This window comes from Cedecea sp. Ae19-4 (assembly GCF_059801165.1).
The window spans coordinates 852826-871229 of the sequence record NZ_JBCHWG010000001.1; the positions used below are offsets into that span (position 1 = coordinate 852826).

18 protein-coding genes are annotated in these 18404 nt (G+C 53.6%); 13 read left to right on the top strand and 5 right to left on the bottom strand.

Features of this window, described 5'->3' with window-relative positions; translation table 11 throughout:
- Positions 1 to 4: 4 nt before the first annotated feature.
- Both AAIE02_RS04010 and AAIE02_RS04015 read left to right on the top strand, forming a co-directional pair.
- Complete coding sequence (locus AAIE02_RS04010; protein WP_498532027.1) at positions 5 to 559, top strand: TorD/DmsD family molecular chaperone; 555 nt, start codon at positions 5 to 7, stop codon at positions 557 to 559.
- A 103-nt stretch (positions 560 to 662) separates the two neighbouring features.
- Positions 663 to 1151 (top strand): DUF1097 domain-containing protein, encoded by a 489-nt coding sequence (locus AAIE02_RS04015; protein WP_498532028.1) that lies wholly within the window; start codon positions 663 to 665, stop codon positions 1149 to 1151.
- Between the two features lie 43 nt (positions 1152 to 1194).
- Here the strand turns inward: AAIE02_RS04015 and csgG are convergent, their stop codons facing one another.
- Genes csgG through csgD form a run of 4 tightly spaced genes read right to left on the bottom strand, consistent with a single transcriptional unit; the run spans position 1195 to position 3534 of the window.
- A complete protein-coding gene (gene csgG, locus AAIE02_RS04020; protein ID WP_166993716.1) occupies positions 1195 to 2028 on the bottom strand; it encodes a curli production assembly/transport protein CsgG in 834 nt (277 codons plus the stop codon).
- A 38-nt stretch (positions 2029 to 2066) separates the two neighbouring features.
- The gene (gene csgF, locus AAIE02_RS04025; protein ID WP_008453564.1) at positions 2067 to 2483 is read right to left on the bottom strand and encodes a curli production assembly/transport protein CsgF; all 417 of its coding nucleotides are present in this window, start codon (positions 2481 to 2483) and stop codon (positions 2067 to 2069) included.
- 9 nt (positions 2484 to 2492) lie between these two features.
- Positions 2493 to 2879, bottom strand: coding sequence for a curli production assembly/transport protein CsgE (csgE, locus tag AAIE02_RS04030; protein WP_008453562.1), 387 nt, complete (start codon positions 2877 to 2879; stop codon positions 2493 to 2495).
- A gap of 4 nt (positions 2880 to 2883) precedes the next feature.
- The gene (gene csgD / locus AAIE02_RS04035) at positions 2884 to 3534 is read right to left on the bottom strand and encodes a biofilm master transcriptional regulator CsgD (RefSeq protein WP_498532029.1); all 651 of its coding nucleotides are present in this window, start codon (positions 3532 to 3534) and stop codon (positions 2884 to 2886) included.
- 779 nt (positions 3535 to 4313) lie between these two features.
- Here csgD and csgB point away from each other — a divergent pair.
- From csgB to ymdB, 9 genes are all read left to right on the top strand, one after another.
- Positions 4314 to 4763, top strand: a complete 450-nt coding sequence (csgB, locus tag AAIE02_RS04040; protein ID WP_008453558.1) for a curli minor subunit CsgB — start codon at positions 4314 to 4316, stop codon at positions 4761 to 4763.
- Positions 4764 to 4808: 45 nt separating this feature from the next.
- Positions 4809 to 5222, top strand: coding sequence for a curli major subunit CsgA (csgA, locus tag AAIE02_RS04045; RefSeq protein WP_008453557.1), 414 nt, complete (start codon positions 4809 to 4811; stop codon positions 5220 to 5222).
- A gap of 57 nt (positions 5223 to 5279) precedes the next feature.
- A complete protein-coding gene (csgC, locus tag AAIE02_RS04050; protein WP_008453555.1) occupies positions 5280 to 5609 on the top strand; it encodes a curli assembly chaperone CsgC in 330 nt (109 codons plus the stop codon).
- A gap of 120 nt (positions 5610 to 5729) precedes the next feature.
- Positions 5730 to 6038, top strand: coding sequence for a YmdA family protein (locus tag AAIE02_RS04055; protein ID WP_008453554.1), 309 nt, complete (start codon positions 5730 to 5732; stop codon positions 6036 to 6038).
- A gap of 103 nt (positions 6039 to 6141) precedes the next feature.
- Positions 6142 to 6747, top strand: coding sequence for an outer membrane lipoprotein carrier protein LolA (locus AAIE02_RS04060; protein ID WP_498532030.1), 606 nt, complete (start codon positions 6142 to 6144; stop codon positions 6745 to 6747).
- Between the two features lie 97 nt (positions 6748 to 6844).
- Complete coding sequence (gene fhuD, locus AAIE02_RS04065; RefSeq protein WP_498532031.1) at positions 6845 to 7726, top strand: Fe(3+)-hydroxamate ABC transporter substrate-binding protein FhuD; 882 nt, start codon at positions 6845 to 6847, stop codon at positions 7724 to 7726.
- Positions 7657 to 9654, top strand: a complete 1998-nt coding sequence (gene fhuB / locus AAIE02_RS04070; protein WP_498532032.1) for a Fe(3+)-hydroxamate ABC transporter permease FhuB — start codon at positions 7657 to 7659, stop codon at positions 9652 to 9654. The genes fhuD and fhuB overlap by 70 nt, the downstream gene beginning before the upstream one ends.
- Positions 9655 to 9844: 190 nt before the next feature.
- On the top strand, positions 9845 to 12061 hold the full coding sequence (locus AAIE02_RS04075) for a TonB-dependent receptor (RefSeq protein WP_498532033.1): 2217 nt from the start codon (positions 9845 to 9847) through the stop codon (positions 12059 to 12061).
- A 150-nt stretch (positions 12062 to 12211) separates the two neighbouring features.
- Positions 12212 to 12742 carry an O-acetyl-ADP-ribose deacetylase gene (ymdB, locus tag AAIE02_RS04080; protein WP_008453543.1) on the top strand — a complete coding sequence of 177 codons (531 nt, stop codon included), beginning with the start codon at positions 12212 to 12214 and terminating at the stop codon, positions 12740 to 12742.
- A gap of 94 nt (positions 12743 to 12836) precedes the next feature.
- On the opposite strand, the gene mdoC is transcribed toward ymdB, so the two are convergent.
- Positions 12837 to 13997 carry a glucans biosynthesis protein MdoC gene (gene mdoC, locus AAIE02_RS04085; protein ID WP_166875221.1) on the bottom strand — a complete coding sequence of 387 codons (1161 nt, stop codon included), beginning with the start codon at positions 13995 to 13997 and terminating at the stop codon, positions 12837 to 12839.
- Positions 13998 to 14292: 295 nt separating this feature from the next.
- Between mdoC and mdoG the strand changes: the two genes are divergently transcribed.
- Positions 14293 to 15828, top strand: a complete 1536-nt coding sequence (mdoG, locus tag AAIE02_RS04090) for a glucans biosynthesis protein MdoG (RefSeq protein WP_498532657.1) — start codon at positions 14293 to 14295, stop codon at positions 15826 to 15828.
- On the top strand, positions 15821 to 18352 hold the full coding sequence (gene mdoH / locus AAIE02_RS04095) for a glucans biosynthesis glucosyltransferase MdoH (RefSeq protein WP_336817769.1): 2532 nt from the start codon (positions 15821 to 15823) through the stop codon (positions 18350 to 18352). Before mdoG ends, mdoH begins: the two co-directional genes overlap by 8 nt.
- Positions 18353 to 18404: the final 52 nt, after the last annotated feature.

Consider the following 18404-nt stretch of genomic DNA (forward strand, 5'->3'; position numbering starts at 1 on the left):
AGTCATGAATGAATTTTCAATTATTTGCCGCGTACTCGGATCGCTTTTTTATCGCCAGCCGCAGGATCCCCTGTTGGTGCCTCTTTTTACGCTGATCCGTGAAGGGAAGCTGGCGGCAAGCTGGCCACTGGAGCAGGATGAGCTGTTGGGCCGGCTGCAAAATAGCTGCGATCCGCAGCTGCTGGCGGGCGACTTTAACGCTTTGTTTGTTGGCGAAAAATGCAGCGTGCCGCCATTCCGTTCCGCCTGGGAAGAGGGCAGCGATGAAGGCGAAGTGCGCCAGTTCCTGAAGCAGCGTGGCATGCCGCTGGGTGAGTCCCCGGCCGATCATTTTGGGACGCTATTGCTGGCGGCCTCGTGGCTTGAAGACCAGTCTCAGGAAGATGAGTTTGAAGCGCAGGTGACGCTGTTTGATGACTACCTGATGCCGTGGTGCGGGACTTTCCTGGGCAAAGTTGAAGCCCATGCCACAACGCCATTCTACCGTACGCTGGCGGCGATCAGCCGTGAGGCGCTGCAGGCCATGCGCGATGAGCTGCAGGAATCAGAGGATGAGTAATTGTGATGTTAATCACAATTAAAATGTAACGCTGATTTCTTATTTGCAAAAAACGTGCGCCAGATCGTAGTGGTTGGTCCGGCCTCTGCTATGATACGGCGCCATGAAGACACTTATTCCATTAGCAATCACCACCGGTATTCTCTCCGGCCTTTGGGGCTGGGTGGCGGTGAGCCTCGGCCTGCTGGGCTGGGCCGGTTTCCTCGGCTGTACCGCTTATTTTGCCTGTCCGCAGGGCGGTATGAAGGGGCTTTTTATTTCCCTGTGTACGCTGTGCAGCGGCGTGCTGTGGGCGCTGGTGATTATTCACGGCAGCGCGCTGGCGCCGCAGGCGGAAATCCTGGGCTACATCATGACCGGCGTAGTTGCCTTCCTGATGTGTATTCAGGCGCGCCATATTTTGCTCTCGTTTGTTCCCGGGACATTTATCGGCGCCTGTGCAACCTTTGCCAATCAGGGGGAGTGGCACAACGTTGTACCTTCATTGCTTTTAGGCCTGGTGTTTGGCTTTGCCATGAAAAACAGCGGGTTGTGGCTCGCTGCCCGGCGGGACAAGCCAAAACCGAAAGCCAGCTCATTGCTACGCGAATAAAAAAAACCAGCGAAAGCTGGTTTTTTTATCGATGCACAGAGCCTCATGAAGTGGGCGGCGTTGAGAGCTGTTTGTATTTCACCAGCACCGGATTGTTAATATCGGCCGGGTTCTGTAGATCCCAGAGTCCCCGGTCGATACCGTCGTTGACCAGATAGATGACCCCCGTTTCAATGGCGGACATCAGGCACAGCATGACCGGCTCGTTGCTGGTATAGCCCACTTCACCTTCCAGCAGACGCTGATAATCAATAAACCGGAAGACGCCGGCTTGCACCTCGTATGACAGGATCGTTTTGCTGGTGTTGACGGACGACATAACTTCGCCGGTACTGACGTCCACCACCCTTAAATTAACGGCAATTTGATCAAGCTGGTACTGCGTGTCGGCCCCAATGCCAAAGTAGCGAGCGCCCGCACCACCCGACTTGACGTTACTCTCGTAGCCAATGATCGAGCCTTCAATCATCACATTGGCCGCCATCAGAGAGTGTAGCGGGGCGCGGTTATTATCGGCCACGGTGCCATTTTCCTGGGCGGCACGAATAATTTTGCGTTCGTTCAGCAGGTTTTGCAGCCCCTGGCGTTCAAGGGGGATAAACCAGCGGGAATCCTTCAATGCCGTGACCAGCATAGACGTCGCGCTCTGCGGTACGGCGGTAGAAAAGTTGCTGGCAGGATAGGGCTTGAACTGGCCCGTTTCGTCCTGAATGTTATACACCGAGACATAAAGCTTCCCTTTTGCTTCCGGCAAATGCGTCAGGTCGAGGTAGCTTTGCGCGCGCGGTAATAACGTTGGTTTGGCGGCCTCTTTTGGCGGAGCCGTTAAACAACCACTTAATAAAAACACCGCCATAATCAGAAGTATGCGCTGCATGATAGTGATCCTTTCAGAGGTATTATGATTTTAAGCCACTAAAAATTCGTGGAATTTGCCTGCAGGCCGGATACCTGAATGGTTGACGTTTTGCCGGTTTTGCGGTCGGTGACGTTGAGCTGAAGCTGGCCGTCAGTGTTAGCAATATCGACGATAAAATCATTGGTGACCATGCGCCCTGGTTTACCGGTATTAATATTGGTCAGCAGCCCGCCCAGCACCTGCGACTGCAGCGCCTGGGTGAAGTTATCCAGCGCGCTGGGCATTTGAATGCCGAGATCGCTGCTGTAGCTGGGATCTTTATAAGAGTTTTGCGCCTGGGCCGAATTTAACAAATAGGCGCCGTTATTGGGGTTACCGCCAAAATTGGGGTTCACAAACTGGAAAACCATATTCCCGCCCCAGGCCAGCGGCGTAAATAACAGCACGGGCAGTACGGCATGATAAATACGCATCATCGTCTCCTAGAATTCATCGTGGGTTAAATCGCTGGTGCTCAAAAGTTGCTTATCGATCAGCCTGCGTTTAAGCGCCTCATCGGTATGGACCAGTGCAACGTCAACGTTTTTGTCAAAGTCGCGCTTTGTGGGGAAAAGAAAAGCCTGATAAACAACATCCTGGCCTGCGGTAATCGTTATCCAGCTCCCCCAGCGGGCGCTGGGGCGCTCGTTGATGGTTAAATTACCGGTATAGTTGCTTTCCCATTTATCGCTGAAGGCGCGATAAAAGCTGTGGCCAACGGAGGTGACGGTATGGTCTGTCAGCAGTCCAGGGATCTCGACTTCTTCGGCCAGGACACTGCTTATCAGGCAGCAGCAAGCTGCCAGCGTAAATGCAGCTGAACGTTTCATGAGGCTATCGCCGAAGATTATCGTTGGCCCAGGAAACCGCCTGAGTTCGATTCTTGACGGCTATCTTTCTGAACAGGTTATACAGGTGCGTTTTGACCGTGTTCTCGCTGATAAACAGCGAACGCGCGATTTCAACATTGGAAGAACCAACGCGCAGCTTATTCAGTATTTCCTTTTCGCGCTGTGTCAGGCGGGATGACTCGGCGTTGTTAAACCGGTAGTTGCCGGAGTGGCTGATCAGATAACTGGCCAGTTTCTGCGGGAAGTAACATTCGCCAGCCAGTACCCCGCGCAGTCCCTCGATGACTTTGGGCTCTTCTACAGCAAGATAAAAAACGCCATTGATGTGCGGCCAGCTTTCAATCTCGCGGAAGGGATACTCCTCCGGCGTATTGAGTAACAACAATTTTATCTGACAGTTTTTACGACTTAGTTTATCCTGCCAGAACAGAATGGTCTTTTTATCTGTTTCCGCCATATCAAATAAAATCAGAACATTACCGGGAAACTCATCCAGTGGCCGCTGAATATTATGAATACGGCCATTTATTTCTAACGAGGCGCGCAGGTGCTGTAATAAGGCTGAAGCCTGGAGAGAGGGTTTTGTCATTAACAATAACGTAGGGCCCTGAAGGGCATGGACTTCATTATACATGATGAAACTCCACCTGGTTTATGTCGCTACCTTTTGAATTAATAAGAATTAATTCTCTATAACGTGACGAGTGCCGCGACGGTGCTGTATGTTAAATATTTTTAATCGCCGAAATGATTTTATTTCGGTCAGCAAAAGAAAATTAACTAAAGAAGTGGTAACTGTTTCCAATTTAGCGATTGGATATTTTAACGCAAGTGTTAACTATGTAACTAAATGTTTCTTTGAATATTAAAATGTTTCAATTGAGAGTGTTCGCTATTTAATTTTAAGCAGAAAGTTGTACGTTTTTTGCTTTCTGTATAGAAAATTAATTTTGATTTTTAATTTTAAATAATTGTATTTTATGTGTTTTATTTTTTATTTTTTTGTTTTTCTCACTCTGTTCATAATTTTAAAAACTGCGTTCCCAGCATTCAACCGCTTCGCTTAAGAAAACTGATCATGATGACAAGGTTTTTTCATAAACTGACTAAGCATCGCTTAAGTTGTGCTAAGTCAGTGAGAGTTAAGGTGACTTTAAATAAGTGTGCTAATGATTATCCGATCCCTGGATCAGGGGATTGTAATAGTGATGATTGTCTGTTTTTATTTCTTATTAATACTTTGGTGTGAATTTTATAATGCAAAATACCACCCCAGCATGAGATATTTTTAATTGTTGCCGTAACATACTCATTTGCGTAACGATGCAATAACACATTATTGTTGGTCCGTTATGCTTGACCTGAATGTTACGCGTCATATTGTTCCGGCATTATCTGGTTCAGGGTGACAGAATGAAAAAATATTTTATTTCTATAATGTTCGCTGGCCTGGCGAGTCATTGTTTTGCGGCGAGTAACGATCTCGCCACTGCTGAGTATAATTTTGCTGTCAATGAATTGAGCAATCCTCAATTTAATCAAACGGCCATTATTGGCCAATCTGGTAGCAATAATAATGCTGCAGTAGTTCAGCGGGGTCAGAAGCAACTTTCTGAGGTTACGCAAAGCGGAGCAGGCAACCGGGCAAACATCGAACAATCAGGTAGTTATAACCTGGCTTATATCTCGCAAGAAGGTAACGCCAACGAGGCGGGTATTAAGCAGGATTCATTTGGTAATGCGGCGCTTATTATCCAACGAGGTTCTGGTAATAAAGCAAACATTACCCAGTACGGTACCCAGAAGTCAGCAGTTGTTGTGCAAAACCAGTCACAAATGGCGATTCGCATTATTCAGCGATAAGCAAAATATTTGGGCTGAAACTATCAATCCGATGGGGGTTTTAGTATGAATCTTTTCAAAGTGGCAGCATTAGCAGCACTGGTTGTTTCCGCAGGTGCAATGGCGACCTATCCGCAGCAGGCTCAGCACTCGACCTTGAAAATATATCAGCAGGGTAACGGAAATAATGCCACAGCGCTGCAGTCGAATGCGTTCTATTCGAAGACTGAAATTAAACAGCTGGGCACGGTGAATGGGGCAAAAGTTGGCCAGGGCTCTGACAGCAGCGATATTAAACTGCTGCAGGATGGCTACGGTAACAATGCCACCATCAGCCAGTGGAACGGGAAAAACGCGCAGATTGATGTTCAGCAGTTCGGGACCAACAACGGAGCAGTGGTTAATCAGACGGCATCCAGCTCTCTGGTGTCGGTCACCCAGTTCGGCAACGGTAACCACGCCACTGCGTCTCAGTACTAAAGCGACCTGGCTATCGCGTGAACAGGGCCGACGGCCCTGTTTTTCTTTGGAGGTTGTATGCATACCCTGGTATTGCTTGCCGCACTCTCAAGTCAGCTGACGTTTAATACCCGGCAGCAGGAAAACATCTACACAATAACGCCTGTCGCGACGCTGGCGGCGGATTGCCAGTGCACCTTGACGCTGGTGGCAACCAAAACTGGTCCGTCGGGGAAAAGCTCCAGCCACCAAAGCAGCGAACTGTTTATAAAAGCACATCAGGCCGTCGATCTGTCGCAGCTAAGTTTGAATATTGACCCCGGAGACAGCGTCACGGTCACTGTTACCCTGAGCGACGGAAAAGCCTTTCACCTTGAGCAACAGTGGCAAAAGCCGGGGAAGTCTTGACCGCAAACAAATATATGTGACGGAAGTATTGCAAGAACAAAAAACATGGATCACTGTTTAATTATCTTTGATTTTCTGCCGATAACCTTCAGGGACGACAGCAATCGAGGAGTAATAAACGTGAAAGCAAGTTTTCAGCAGTATTTGCTTTGTCTGGCGCTGGGCATCGCGGTTTCACCGCTTTCTCAGGCTGCATCCTCTGGCATCATTCATTTTCGAGGTGAAATAGTAGAAGGCGGCTGTCAGTGGACGTCGGCCAGCTCCAATGTCGCCATGACCTGCACCGAAAAAGGCAAACCCGTCACTCAGACCGTTGCCCTTAGCTCTCTGGATGGTATTACCCTTCATAATGACAGTACGATGCAAACCCGTGTGAAATACCTCGACCCACAGCACAAAACAGCAGTGCTGTACGTTACCTATCAATAACGCCACGGCCCGTTTAACGCGGGCTGTGTATTTTTGGTTTCAGACCACATAGCAGAGTAAACTAACGCGGATCGATTTCAGTTGAACGCATAGGGTTATTGCTGTGAAAAAAAGTTTGCTCCTTTCTCTTCTGCTGGTGGCGCAGGTGACCGGGGCGGTAACGCTGGATGACATCCAAAAGCGATTTGCCGCCGTGCCGGTAATGCGGGCGCAGTTTGAGCAGGAGCGCCAGATAAAAGGCATGGCGCAGCCGCTGCATTCCAGCGGGCGGATTGTGGTGACAAAGCATAAAGGGCTGTGGTGGCAGCAGCGTCAGCCTTTCCCGATGGAACTGGTTGTTGGGGAGAATCGGATGGTTCAGGTGATGGGTAACCAGCCGCCGCAGGCAATCACCGCGGAGAGCAATCCGCCAATGTTTCAGTTCAACCAACTGCTGCGTACGCTGTTTTATCTCGATCGAAAAGCGCTTGAGAAAGACTTTATCAGCGAGTTTTCCGACCTGGGGGAGGGAAGATGGCGGCTGGTATTAATTCCCTTTGAGAAAACGCTCAGCGGGCTGTTCCGCTCGATTACGCTTTATGGTGAGAAGTCGCTGGACCGAATTGAGCTGAATGACGTGGAGGATGACGCTACGGAAATAACGTTTACGCACCATCAGTTTGAACCCCGCAGACTTAGTCAGGAAGAGCGCAAACGCCTTGTCTTCTAAATAATGCCCGGCCGCTAGCTGAGTTTTTGATTGCGTTGGCGGCGGCTGGCGGCATAATGTGTAAAACTTAATTAGAACGATAACTATTGCTATTTATATGGACGTTTCTTTAAGCCGCCGACGCCTGCTGGCGCTAGCCTCCCTGCTGCCTCTGGCGGCCATTCTTCCCTGCCAGGCTGATGCCCGCCGCTTTGATGTCGCACGTATTATTGCCCTGGAATGGCGACCGGTTGAAATGTTGCTGGCGCTCGGGATTATGCCGATGGCGATTGCCGATAAGCGTAATTATCACCGCTGGGTAGGGGAGCCAACGTTGCCTGAAACCGTCGTTGACGTTGGGCTGAGAAACGAGCCTAACCGCGAGCTGATGCAGCGTCTCACCCCTTCTCTTTTTCTCATCTCCAAAGGCTTCGGGCCGGCTGAGTCAGATTTAACACCTATCGCTCCCTGCTGGTCGACGGCCTTTAATGATGCCACTGGCCGCCCGCTGGCGCTGTTGGAAAAAGATCTTCTGAGGCTCGGGCAGTTTTTAGGGCGGGAGCAGCAGGCTACCGAACATCTGGCCCATTTTCACCAGCAGATGGCCGCCACCCGCGCAAAGCTGCCGGGTAATCCCAACCCGCTGGTGATGTTTTCATTTCTTGATAGCCGCCGGGTGATGATCTTTGGCCGCAACAGCCTGTTTAACGACCTGCTGGAACGGCTGGGGATGCGTAACGCCTGGGACGGGAAAACCAATGCCTGGGGAAGCGCCATTGTGGGCATTGAAACCCTGGTCAGGCTGGAAAACGTCACGGCAATTTGCTTTATGCACGGCGATGACGATCCGGTCAAAACGGTGGCGAAATCTGCGCTATGGCAGGTTATGCCTTTCGTGCGCGAGGGCCAGTTACACCTGCTGCCAGCGGTATGGTTTTACGGCGGCAGCTTCTCGGCGCTGCGTTTTTGCCAGCTCCTGCCGGAGGCACTGTGCGCATAATCCTGCTTATACTCTGTGCCTTCACGCTGTTTTTGACCGGCTACAACTTTCAGCAAATGCTGCCTGCCGGGCTCTGGTGGCAAGCGATAACGCTGCCTCAGGTGACCGATGTTTCGCAGATGCTGTTTCACTACAGCCTGCTGCCGCGAACCGTGCTTGCGCTGCTTACCGGCGCCGGGCTGGCTCTGGCCGGTTGCCTGTTCCAGCATATTTTGCGCAACCCATTGGCCGAACCGGCCACCCTTGGCGTTGCGGCTGGGGCACAGCTGGGGCTGACCCTTGCGACGCTGTTTTTGGCGGGGGCAGGGGAAACCGGCAAACAGCTTGCGGCGCTGGCTGGCGCAATGGCCGTAGGCAGTATTGTGCTCGGGGCTGCCTGGGGTAAACGAATGTCGCCGGTTACGCTAATCCTTGCCGGCCTGGTATTGGGACTTTATTGCGGGGCCGTAAAAAGCTTCCTCGTATTGTTCAACCATGAACGCCTGCAAAATCTGTTTATCTGGAGCAGCGGGATGTTGAACCAGTACGACTGGGCTGGCGTGGAGTTTCTTTGGCCGAGGCTTCTGGCCGTGCTGGTACTCATCGTACTGATGATTCGCCCGCTGGGTATGCTGGCCCTGGATGACACCGTATTACGTGGACTGGGGATGAAGCTGGCTTTAGTGCGCGTGGGCGGGCTATTTTTGGCCCTGCTGCTGAGTTCGATGCTGGTCAGCGTGGTGGGCGTGATCGGATTTATTGGCCTGTTTGCTCCGGTCCTGGCCGGCATGTTTGGCGTGAGACGTCTGCTGCCTAAACTCCTGGCTTCGATGGCGACGGGGGCATTGCTGCTGTTACTGAGCGATCAACTGGTTCTGTGGGTTGGACGCTATTGGCAAGAACTGCCGACTGGCGCCGTGACGGCGCTGGTGGGGGCACCGTTAATGCTGTGGTTATTGCCACGCCTGCGCCACCAGCGTCTGGCGGCTTCTGATGATGCCAGCGCGATTGCGGAACGCCGACTTTCCCCCGCTACGGTATTGCTGATTATTGCTGTTTTGGCACTGGTTGCCTTGCTCGCGCTGGGCGTTGGGCGGGAAAGCGCAGGCTGGTTTATCGGCATACAAGAAATGTGGCAGTGGCGCTGGCCGAGGGTGCTGTCGGCGCTTGCCGCGGGCGCAATGCTGGCGGCGGCCGGTACGCTGGTACAAAAAATGACCGGCAATCCGATGGCCAGCCCCGAGGTGCTGGGCGTGAGTTCCGGCGCGGCCTGCGCCATCGTGTTATTGATATTTCTCGTCCCCGGCGACGTCAGCGCCTGGCAACTGCTGGCGGGCTTTGCCGGCGCGGCGCTCACGCTGCTGGCGATGCTCGTTTTAGCCCGCTCCGGGCTGGCTCCGGGAAGGCTTTTACTGACCGGTGTGGCGCTGAGTACCGTTTTCGCCACGCTGCTCACGCTTTATCTGGCCAGCGGAGATCCGCGCAGCGGGTCGGTGCTGACGTGGCTGTCCGGCTCCACCTGGAAAGTGACCGGGCAGCAGGCGCTGGTGAGCGGGGGCATGGCGCTGGTGCTGATTGGGCTTACGCCCCTGGTGCGCCGCTGGCTCGCTATACTCCCGCTGGGCGGTGAGACGGCTCAGGCCCTGGGCATTGCCCTGAGTCAATCGCGCATCAGCATTCTGGTGCTGGCAGCCGGACTAGTTGCTGCCGCAACGCTCTGCGTGGGGCCACTAAGTTTTGTTGGGTTGATGGCACCGCACATGGCAAGAATGCTCGGCTTCCGCCGCGCAATGCCCCAGCTTATCGTGGCTATTGCTATCGGGGCCGGGCTGATGCTGCTGGCCGACTGGCTGGGCCGAAGCCTTATCTTCCCATTCCAGATCCCGGCAGGATTGTTAGCCACGCTCTGCGGTGCGCCGTACTTTATCTGGCTGTTACGCAAAGCGTGACAGGCCTTAAAAGCAGGCTCGTTCCGGGCGTGCCTGCTGTTTGAGTTCCTCTCTATTTCCGTGGCCAGGCGTTTTTACTGGTCAATCTCCCTCTGGGCATTTTTCTTGCAATTTCTAATGATGAAACGATAATCACGATCAAAATCATAATCGTTCTCATTAATTGTTTTTATTTTACCAGGAAATTTCAATGCCTCACCAACCACCTCGCCAGGCCGGGTTTAAACCGCGCCTGATCGCAGCGTTGATCGCTGCCGCCTGCATGCCTGTTGTCGCTGCGCCACAGGAAAATCCTCAGCAAAAAGCTTTAGTTAAAGAAGAGACCATTACCGTCACGGCGACCCCGGATACGCAGTTCCGCGAAGGCGGTAACGAGCTGGTGCCTGCTTACCTGGACGGGCAGGTGGCCAATGGCGGTCGCCTGGGCATGCTCGGTGAGCAGGATGCGCGCAACGTGCCGTTTAACGTCATCGGCTATACCTCTAAAATGATCGAGGATAAGCAGGCCAATACCCTCAGCGACATTGTCCGTAATGACGCGACTATTCAGCCCGTGCGCAGCTACGGTAACTTTGGCGAGTCGTACCGCGTGCGCGGTTTCCTGTTAGACGGGGATGATATTTCTTACGGCGGTCTGTATGGCGTATTGCCGCGGCAGATCACCAGCACGGCTCTTGCGGAACGCGTCGAGGTGATTAAGGGCTCCACGGCCTTCCTGAACGGTGTTCCTCCGGGCGGGTCTGGCGTGGGCGGGGCCATTAATATTGAGCCCAAGCGGGCAGGTAGTGAACCACATACCCAACTTGGCGTGGATTACACCGGGCGTTCGCAGATTGGAGGCTCTTTGGATACTGGCCGCAGGTTTGGGGATAACGACCAGTTTGGCGCCCGCGTGAACCTGCTGCACCGTGAAGGCGAGAGTGAGGTTCGCGAGCAGAAGAACAGAACATCGTTGGCAAGCGTTGGGCTGGATTACAAAGGCGACAGGCTGCGGACGTCGTTCGACGGCGGCTACCAGAAGATGACGGCACACAATGGCCGTATCGGGGTGGGGGTTGGCGCTATTACGCAGATGCCTGATGTGCCGGATAACCGCACAAACTACGGGCAGCCGTGGGTTTATTCAGACATGAGCTCTCGCTTTGCCGCGCTGCACAGCGAGTATGATGTGGCGAACAGCTGGACGCTTTATGGCGCGCTGGGCACCAGCGAAACCGACGAAAGAGGCAATTACAGCGTGCCTAAGTTTGTTGATAACAAGGGCCACACCAGCCAGACTCGTTTGTCTACGCGATACATCGCCGACGCTTTCTCCGGCATGGGCGGCGTGCGGGGGAAATTTGATACCGGCTTTATCGGCCACAGCGTGAACCTCGGCTATTCCGGCGTTTACCGTAAAACCCGCGCGGCCTACACCATGTCATCCAGTAAAACCGCCGTTGGGAATAATATCTACGATCCGTCTTATCTCGACCTGAGCCGTTTTCCGACGGTCGCTTCCGGTAGCAATATGGACGATCCGACCCAGCGGAGCCGCACGATAACAAGCGGGGTTTCGCTGTCCGATACGCTCTCCGCGCTTGACGATAAGGTGCTGTTGACCGTGGGCGCTCGCCGCCAGGACGTGCGGGTTCGTAACTACAGCTATACCGGTGTGGAAGACCCTAAAACACGCTTTGATGCTTTCAAGATTACGCCGGTTTATGGCCTGGTAGTGAAGCCGTGGGAGCCGGTTTCTTTTTATGCGAACCACATTGAAGCGCTGCAGCCTGGGCCGACAGCAACCTCTAAAGCAACCAATGCCGGAAACGTGGTCGGGGTTGTGCAGTCGAAGCAGAACGAAGTGGGCATGAAGATGGACTTCGGCCGCGTGGGCGGCAGCCTGGCGCTGTTTGAGATCGAAAAGCCGGTGGGGATGCTCGACAGCAACAATCTTTACGGCCTGTATGGCGAACAGCGCAGCCGCGGTATGGAACTGAACGTATTTGGTGAGCCACTGTACGGCGTGCGCCTGTTGGGAAGTGCCCTTTGGCTTCAGCCAGAAATGGTGAAGACTAACGGCGGGACAAACGACGGTAAGGATGCGATCGGCGTTCCGCGTTACTCCTGGTCCGTGGGCGGCGAGTGGGATCTGCCTTGGGTGCAGAACCTGACTGCGACGGGGACGCTAATTCGCACCGGGTCACAATACGCCAACGCCGACAACAGCATTAAGCTGAACGGCTGGACTCGCCTCGATCTCGGCGTGCGCTACAGCACGAAGGTTAACGAACAGACGCTGACCTGGCGCGCCAACGTCGAAAACGTGACTAACGAAAAATACTGGGCTTCTGTCGACGACAGCGGGGCGTATATTACGCAAAGTGACCCACGCACCCTGAAACTTTCCATGACTGTTGATTTCTAATCCAATAACAAAGGCCCCGTGAAGGCGGGGTTTTTTGTGGCTGATATCCGGAGATTTTCAAAAGTTGAAATGTCCGGAAACGATAATAGTCATGTACGCGCCCCGTCTGACGAGAATAGACTACGGCAAAGTACAGTTGGAGAATGGTTAATGAGTGAACGCATACAGGTCGTCCAGGGAGACATCACACAGATTGAGGTCGATGTGATCGTCAACGCGGCAAACCCTTCGCTGATGGGCGGTGGGGGAGTGGATGGGGCGATACATCGCGCCGCCGGACCTGCGCTGCTGGAAGCCTGTAAAGCGGTACGCCAGCTGCAGGGCGAATGCCCCCCGGGTCAGGCGGTGATTACCGAGGCCGGGAACATTCCGGTAAAAGCGGTGATCCACGCCGTGGGGCCAGTCTGGCACGGCGGCGAGCAGAACGAAGCCGAGCTTTTGGAACTGGCCTACCGTAACAGCCTGGATTTAGCCGCCGCTAACGGCTACCGCTCAATTGCTTTTCCGGCCATCAGCACCGGCGTGTATGGCTTCCCAAAAGCGCAGGCCGCACGCATAGCGTGGGATGTTGCTTACAAATACATTGGTCTGCGCCCGCTGCCGGAGCGCGTGGTATTTGTTTGCTTTGATGATGAGAACACGCAGATTTATCAGCAGATTGCGGCTGAGTGTCATAAATAAATCACGACTGCTTCATAAAACTTCAATCTGTGGCCGCTATGATTTCTGTCGCAGAGATAAAAAAGGCCGGTGTTCATACCCGGCCTTTAGTGTGTTATCCCGCAAATGATTGTGGCGTCGCCGCCTTCTCCTTCGGCTTGCCTGAAAACAGGAAACGAAGCAGGGGAATGCGCAGGTGCAGCTCGTAAAGCAGCAGCGCGATGCCGACTACAAAGACCAGCCCGCTGAAGAAACCTAAAATATTGGACGTGATGTGCGGCGTGATAAACGCGCCGAAGAACAGCGTGAGCGGATGGTGTACCAGATAGATAAACAGCGATGCATTAACGAAATAGGTCACTCGCGCGGATTTAAAATTCAGCATTTTATAGCCCAGCGAAAACACGACGTTGACCATCCATAGCCCCATCAGCATGGTGATCACGCTTTCCGTTTCGTACATCCAGGCATCGCCGCTGCCGTAGCGCTGGTTTAATAAATAGGCGGCAAACGCAAAGACCGCGCCCACCTGACTCCAGCGTGAAGGCGTGGTGAACAGGATTTTCAGCGACTCGCGTTTGAATGTCAGCGCGCCAAGCATAAAGAACGGCAGATAAAACAGCGTTTGCATCACCACGAAATTAAACAGCCCGTCGCTTAATAACGGCGCGTGGATAATAAAAATAGTCCGGCGAATAGCGGCGTATAAAATGCCGAAGCCGAGAAATAAAAGTGAGAGTTTTCCCAGGGTAATTGGTGAATTATTATTCTGTTCGTTTCTAATTATAAAATTATTAATTTTTTGAAACAAAACCATGCCCAGGGTCGTTAATATCACCAGGACCAGTAAAAACCACAGGTGAGACACAAGCTCCCACACCAGCGTATTGTATTTTTGATAGCCGGTGAGCGTATGCCACAGGCCAGTTTTGTCGTTGATGTACTGCAGCATCATGAACTGAGGCAGCGTCAGCAGCGGTATTGCGGTGAGCATCGGGATGCCGACGCGCTCTACGCGCACTGTCCACCAGCGTTTCAGCGGGTAGCGCAGAAATAACATGTAGGAAAAATAGCCAGAAATAACGAAGAACACCTGCATACGAAACGCGTGAATAAAATCATTAAACAGCGTCAGGCTCGCGGAGGGTTCTGCGCTATTGACGTGCCAGTGATGGCTCGAATAGATGAGCGAAATGTGGAATGGAATGCCCAACAGCATCAACCATGCACGAATAGAATCCAGGAAAAACTCACGTTGTTGCGGTGCTTTACTCATAATACTCCAGACATTTTCAGACTATTCGTCTTATCCTTAAGACCCTATCCCATCAGGCTAAAAGTCCAGTTCAGTCTACATATTCGTGGCAACCCTACACTAAGCATGTCATCCTGTCGCCAGGATGAACTCTTAAAGCGTAAGCAGTTGTCTTTATTTTGCTTAAACCCTGAGCCAGTACGCTGAACAAAGCGGTGATTTGGTTGTCGGAAAGCAAAACTTTCCATTAAAATGGATAGATTGATTTAAGCACACAAAGGGGGATGTGCTGGTTAATATGAAACATAAAGCAAATATGATGAAAGTGTCCTGGCTTGGCGCTGCGGTAATGTTGTCCCTTTATACCACCTCGGTTTGGGCGTTCACTATCGACGATGTCGCAAAACAGGCGAAAACCTTAGCGGGCAAGAGCTACGAAGCACCGAAAAGCAACCTGCCTTCGCAATTCCGCGAGATGAAATACGCGGACTACCAGCAGATCCAGTTTAATCACGACAAAGCTTACTGGAGCAACATCAAGACCCCATTCAAGCTCGAGTTCTACCATCAGGGTATGTACTTCGACACGCCGGTAACCATCAACGAAGTGACCGCCACCGCGGTGCACCAGATCAAATACAATCCGGACTATTTTAACTTCGGTGATGTAAAGCACGATAAAGATACCGTAAAAGATCTCGGTTTCGCCGGGTTCAAAGTGCTCTATCCGATCAACAGCAAAGATAAGAACGACGAAATTGTCAGCATGCTCGGAGCGAGTTACTTCCGCGTAATTGGCGCCGGCCAGGTGTATGGCCTGTCTGCCCGAGGACTGGCGATTGATACTGCTTTACCGTCTGGTGAAGAGTTCCCTCGCTTCCGCGAATACTGGATTGAACGTCCAAAGCCAACGGATAAAACGTTAACCCTGTATGCACTGCTTGATTCCCCACGAGCGACCGGGGCTTATCGTTTCGTTATCACCCCTGGGCGCGATACCGTGGTGAACGTGCAGTCGAAAGTTTACCTGCGTGACAAAGTAGGCAAGCTGGGCGTTGCGCCGCTGACCAGTATGTTCCTGTTCGGGCCAAATCAGCCTTCACCAACCACCAATTTCCGCCCGGAACTGCATGACTCCAACGGCCTGTCTATTCACGCCGGCAACGGGGAATGGATCTGGCGTCCGCTGAATAACCCGAAACACCTGGCCGTTAGCTCTTACGCTACGGAAAACCCGGTCGGCTTTGGCCTGCTGCAGCGTGGTCGTCAGTTCTCCCGCTTTGAAGATTTAGACGATCGTTACGACCAGCGCCCTAGCGCGTGGGTTGCACCGGTCGGGGATTGGGGTAAAGGCCGCGTAGAGCTGGTTGAAATCCCAACCAACGATGAAACGAATGACAACATCGTTGCTTACTGGACGCCGGATCAGTTGCCGGACCCAGGCAAAGAGATGAACTTTAAGTACACCATCACCTTTAGCCGCGACGAAGACAAAATGCATGCGCCGGATAACGCGTATGTGTTGCAAACTCGCCGTTCTACCGGGGATGTGAAGCAGTCTAACCTGATCCGCCAGCCGGACGGCACCATTGCGTTTGTGGTGGACTTTACCGGGGCAGAGATGAAAAAACTGCCAGCCGACACGCCGGTCACCGCACAGACCAGCATTGGCGATAACGGTGAGATCGTTGACAGCCTGGTGCGCTATAACCCGGTCAACAAAGGCTGGCGTTTAACGCTGCGCGTGAAGCTGAAAGACGAGAAGAAGACGACGGATATGCGTGCTGCGCTGGTTAACGGCGAGCAGACATTGAGTGAAACCTGGAGCTACCAGCTGCCTGCCAATGAATAAGTCTACTGAATTCTCGCCTGACTACATCGAAGCACTCCCGCTTTCTGCTGAGCAGAAGGCGGCTTTGCCTGCGTCCGATCTTCAGGCGGTGCATGAGGCGCTTGATGCGCAGCATCACCACTTTGAACGAGCGGATGATTCTCCTCTGGCTTCGGTAAAAGCTCGTCTCGAGGCGAGCTGGCCGGGTTCTCTCGGCGGCGAACAGCTGATCGCCGATGATGAAGGGCGCACCCAGCTTCAGGCGATGCCGAAAGCGACGCGTGCTTCTATGTTCCCGGACCCGTGGCGTACCAACCCGATTGGCCGCTTCTGGGATCGCCTGCTTGGTCGCGAAACGAAGTCTAAGTTCGCGTCTAAAGAAGAAGAGGCCTCTGAGCAGAAATGGCGTACCGTCGGCACGATTCGCCGCTATATTCTGCTGATCCTCACGCTGGCCCAAACCGTGGTCGCAACCTGGTACATGAAGACGATCCTTCCGTACCAGGGCTGGGCGCTGATTAACCCGGCGGACATGGGGGGACAGGATCTGTGGGTTTCCTTCATGCAGCTGCTGCCGTACATTCTGCAAAGCGGCATCCTGATCCTGTTTGCCGTGCTGTTCTGCTGGGTCTCTGCCGGTTTCTGGACCGCGCTGATGGGCTTCCTGCAGTTGCTGATGGGCAAAGACAAATACAGTATTTCTGCGTCAACGGTGGGGGATGAGCCCATCAACCCCGAGCACCGTACCGCGCTTATCATGCCGATTTGTAATGAAGACGTCGATCGCGTGTTTGCCGGCCTGCGTGCGACGTGGGAATCCGTCAAAGCCACCGGGCAGCAGGCGCACTTCGATGTGTATATCCTGAGCGACAGCTACAACCCGGATATCTGCGTTGCGGAGCAAAAAGCCTGGATGGAGCTGATTGCGGAAGTGCAGGGTGAAGGGCAGATCTTCTATCGCCGTCGTCGTCGCCGCGTGAAGCGTAAAAGCGGCAACATCGATGACTTCTGCCGTCGCTGGGGGAACCAGTACAGCTACATGGTGGTGCTGGACGCCGACTCCGTCATGAGCGGGGATTGCCTGACCAACCTCGTGCGCCTGATGGAAGCGAACCCGAAGGCCGGTATTATTCAGTCTTCGCCCAAAGCCTCCGGCATGGACACGCTGTATGCGCGCTGCCAGCAGTTTGCTACCCGCGTCTACGGGCCGCTCTTTACTGCGGGCCTGCACTTCTGGCAGTTGGGGGAATCCCACTACTGGGGCCACAACGCCATTATTCGCGTGAAGCCGTTCATTGAACACTGTGCGCTGGCCCCGCTGCCGGGTGAAGGTAACTTTGCCGGGTCGATTCTTTCCCATGACTTCGTCGAAGCCGCGCTGATGCGCCGTGCCGGCTGGGGCGTGTGGATTGCTTACGACCTGCCTGGCTCATACGAAGAACTGCCGCCGAACCTGCTGGACGAGCTGAAACGCGATCGCCGCTGGTGCCAGGGTAACCTGATGAACTTCCGTCTGTTCCTGGTCAAAGGTATGCACCCGGTTCACCGCGCGGTGTTCCTGACCGGCGTCATGTCCTATCTGTCTGCCCCATTGTGGTTTATGTTCCTGGCGCTCTCTACCGCGCTGCAGGTTGTACACGCTCTGACCGAGCCGCAGTACTTCCTCCAGCCTAGACAGCTGTTCCCGGTCTGGCCGCAGTGGCGTCCTGAGCTGGCGATTGCGCTGTTTGCCTCGACCATGGTTCTGCTGTTCCTGCCTAAGCTGCTGAGCATCATTCTTATCTGGTGCAAAGGCTCTAAAGAGTATGGCGGTTTCCTGCGTGTGACCTGTTCACTGCTGCTTGAAGTGCTGTTCTCCGTGCTGCTGGCACCGGTGCGTATGCTGTTCCACACCGTGTTTGTGGTCAGCGCGTTCCTGGGCTGGGAAGTGGTCTGGAACTCGCCGCAGCGTGACGATGACTCCACGCCGTGGGGTGAAGCCTTTATGCGCCACGGCTCTCAGCTGCTGCTGGGCCTGGTCTGGGCAGTGGGCATGGCCTGGCTGGATCTGCGCTTCCTGTTCTGGCTGGCACCGATTGTCTTCTCGCTGATCCTGTCGCCGTTCGTCTCCGTGCTTTCAAGCCGGGCGAGCCTCGGCCTGCGCACCAAGCGCTGGAAGCTGTTCCTGATCCCGGAAGAGTATTCCCCGCCGCAGGTGCTGGTGGACACCGAGAACTATCTGGAGCTGAACCGCAGCCGTACGCTGGACGATGGCTTTATGCACGCGGTATTTAACCCGTCGTTTAACGCCCTGAGCACGGCAATGGCCACGGCTCGTCACCGTAAGAGTCTGGTGCTGGAGATTGCCCGCGACCGTCACGTTGAACAGGCGCTGAACGAAACGCCGGACAAACTCAACCGCGACCGCCGCCTGGTTCTGCTGAGCGACCCGATGACCATGTCGCGCTTGCATTACCGCGTGTGGGCGAACCCGGAGCGTTATTCTTCCTGGGTGGAGAGCTACAGAAAGCTGCAGCTAAACCCGTTGGCGCTGACGGCAAAGTAAGGCCTTAAAGAAGTGATAATGCCGACCTCAGGGTCGGCATTTTTTTGCCTTT

Bases quoted from the DNA above. Each gene is read 5' to 3' on its own strand.
- mdoH (WP_336817769.1), top strand. From the start codon at position 15,821: ATGAATAAGTCTACTGAATTCTCGCCTGACTACATCGAAGCACTCCCG.
- ymdB (WP_008453543.1), top strand. From the start codon at position 12,212: ATGAGTGAACGCATACAGGTCGTCCAGGGAGACATCACACAGATTGAG.
- fhuB (WP_498532032.1), top strand. From the start codon at position 7,657: ATGGTTTTACGGCGGCAGCTTCTCGGCGCTGCGTTTTTGCCAGCTCCT.
- csgD (WP_498532029.1), bottom strand. From the start codon at position 3,534: ATGTATAATGAAGTCCATGCCCTTCAGGGCCCTACGTTATTGTTAATG.
- csgF (WP_008453564.1), bottom strand. From the start codon at position 2,483: ATGCGTATTTATCATGCCGTACTGCCCGTGCTGTTATTTACGCCGCTG.
- fhuD (WP_498532031.1), top strand. From the start codon at position 6,845: ATGGACGTTTCTTTAAGCCGCCGACGCCTGCTGGCGCTAGCCTCCCTG.
- mdoC (WP_166875221.1), bottom strand. From the start codon at position 13,997: ATGAGTAAAGCACCGCAACAACGTGAGTTTTTCCTGGATTCTATTCGT.
- AAIE02_RS04015 (WP_498532028.1), top strand. From the start codon at position 663: ATGAAGACACTTATTCCATTAGCAATCACCACCGGTATTCTCTCCGGC.
- csgB (WP_008453558.1), top strand. From the start codon at position 4,314: ATGAAAAAATATTTTATTTCTATAATGTTCGCTGGCCTGGCGAGTCAT.
- csgC (WP_008453555.1), top strand. From the start codon at position 5,280: ATGCATACCCTGGTATTGCTTGCCGCACTCTCAAGTCAGCTGACGTTT.
- AAIE02_RS04010 (WP_498532027.1), top strand. From the start codon at position 5: ATGAATGAATTTTCAATTATTTGCCGCGTACTCGGATCGCTTTTTTAT.
- mdoG (WP_498532657.1), top strand. From the start codon at position 14,293: ATGATGAAAGTGTCCTGGCTTGGCGCTGCGGTAATGTTGTCCCTTTAT.
- csgA (WP_008453557.1), top strand. From the start codon at position 4,809: ATGAATCTTTTCAAAGTGGCAGCATTAGCAGCACTGGTTGTTTCCGCA.
- csgG (WP_166993716.1), bottom strand. From the start codon at position 2,028: ATGCAGCGCATACTTCTGATTATGGCGGTGTTTTTATTAAGTGGTTGT.
- csgE (WP_008453562.1), bottom strand. From the start codon at position 2,879: ATGAAACGTTCAGCTGCATTTACGCTGGCAGCTTGCTGCTGCCTGATA.
- AAIE02_RS04075 (WP_498532033.1), top strand. From the start codon at position 9,845: ATGCCTCACCAACCACCTCGCCAGGCCGGGTTTAAACCGCGCCTGATC.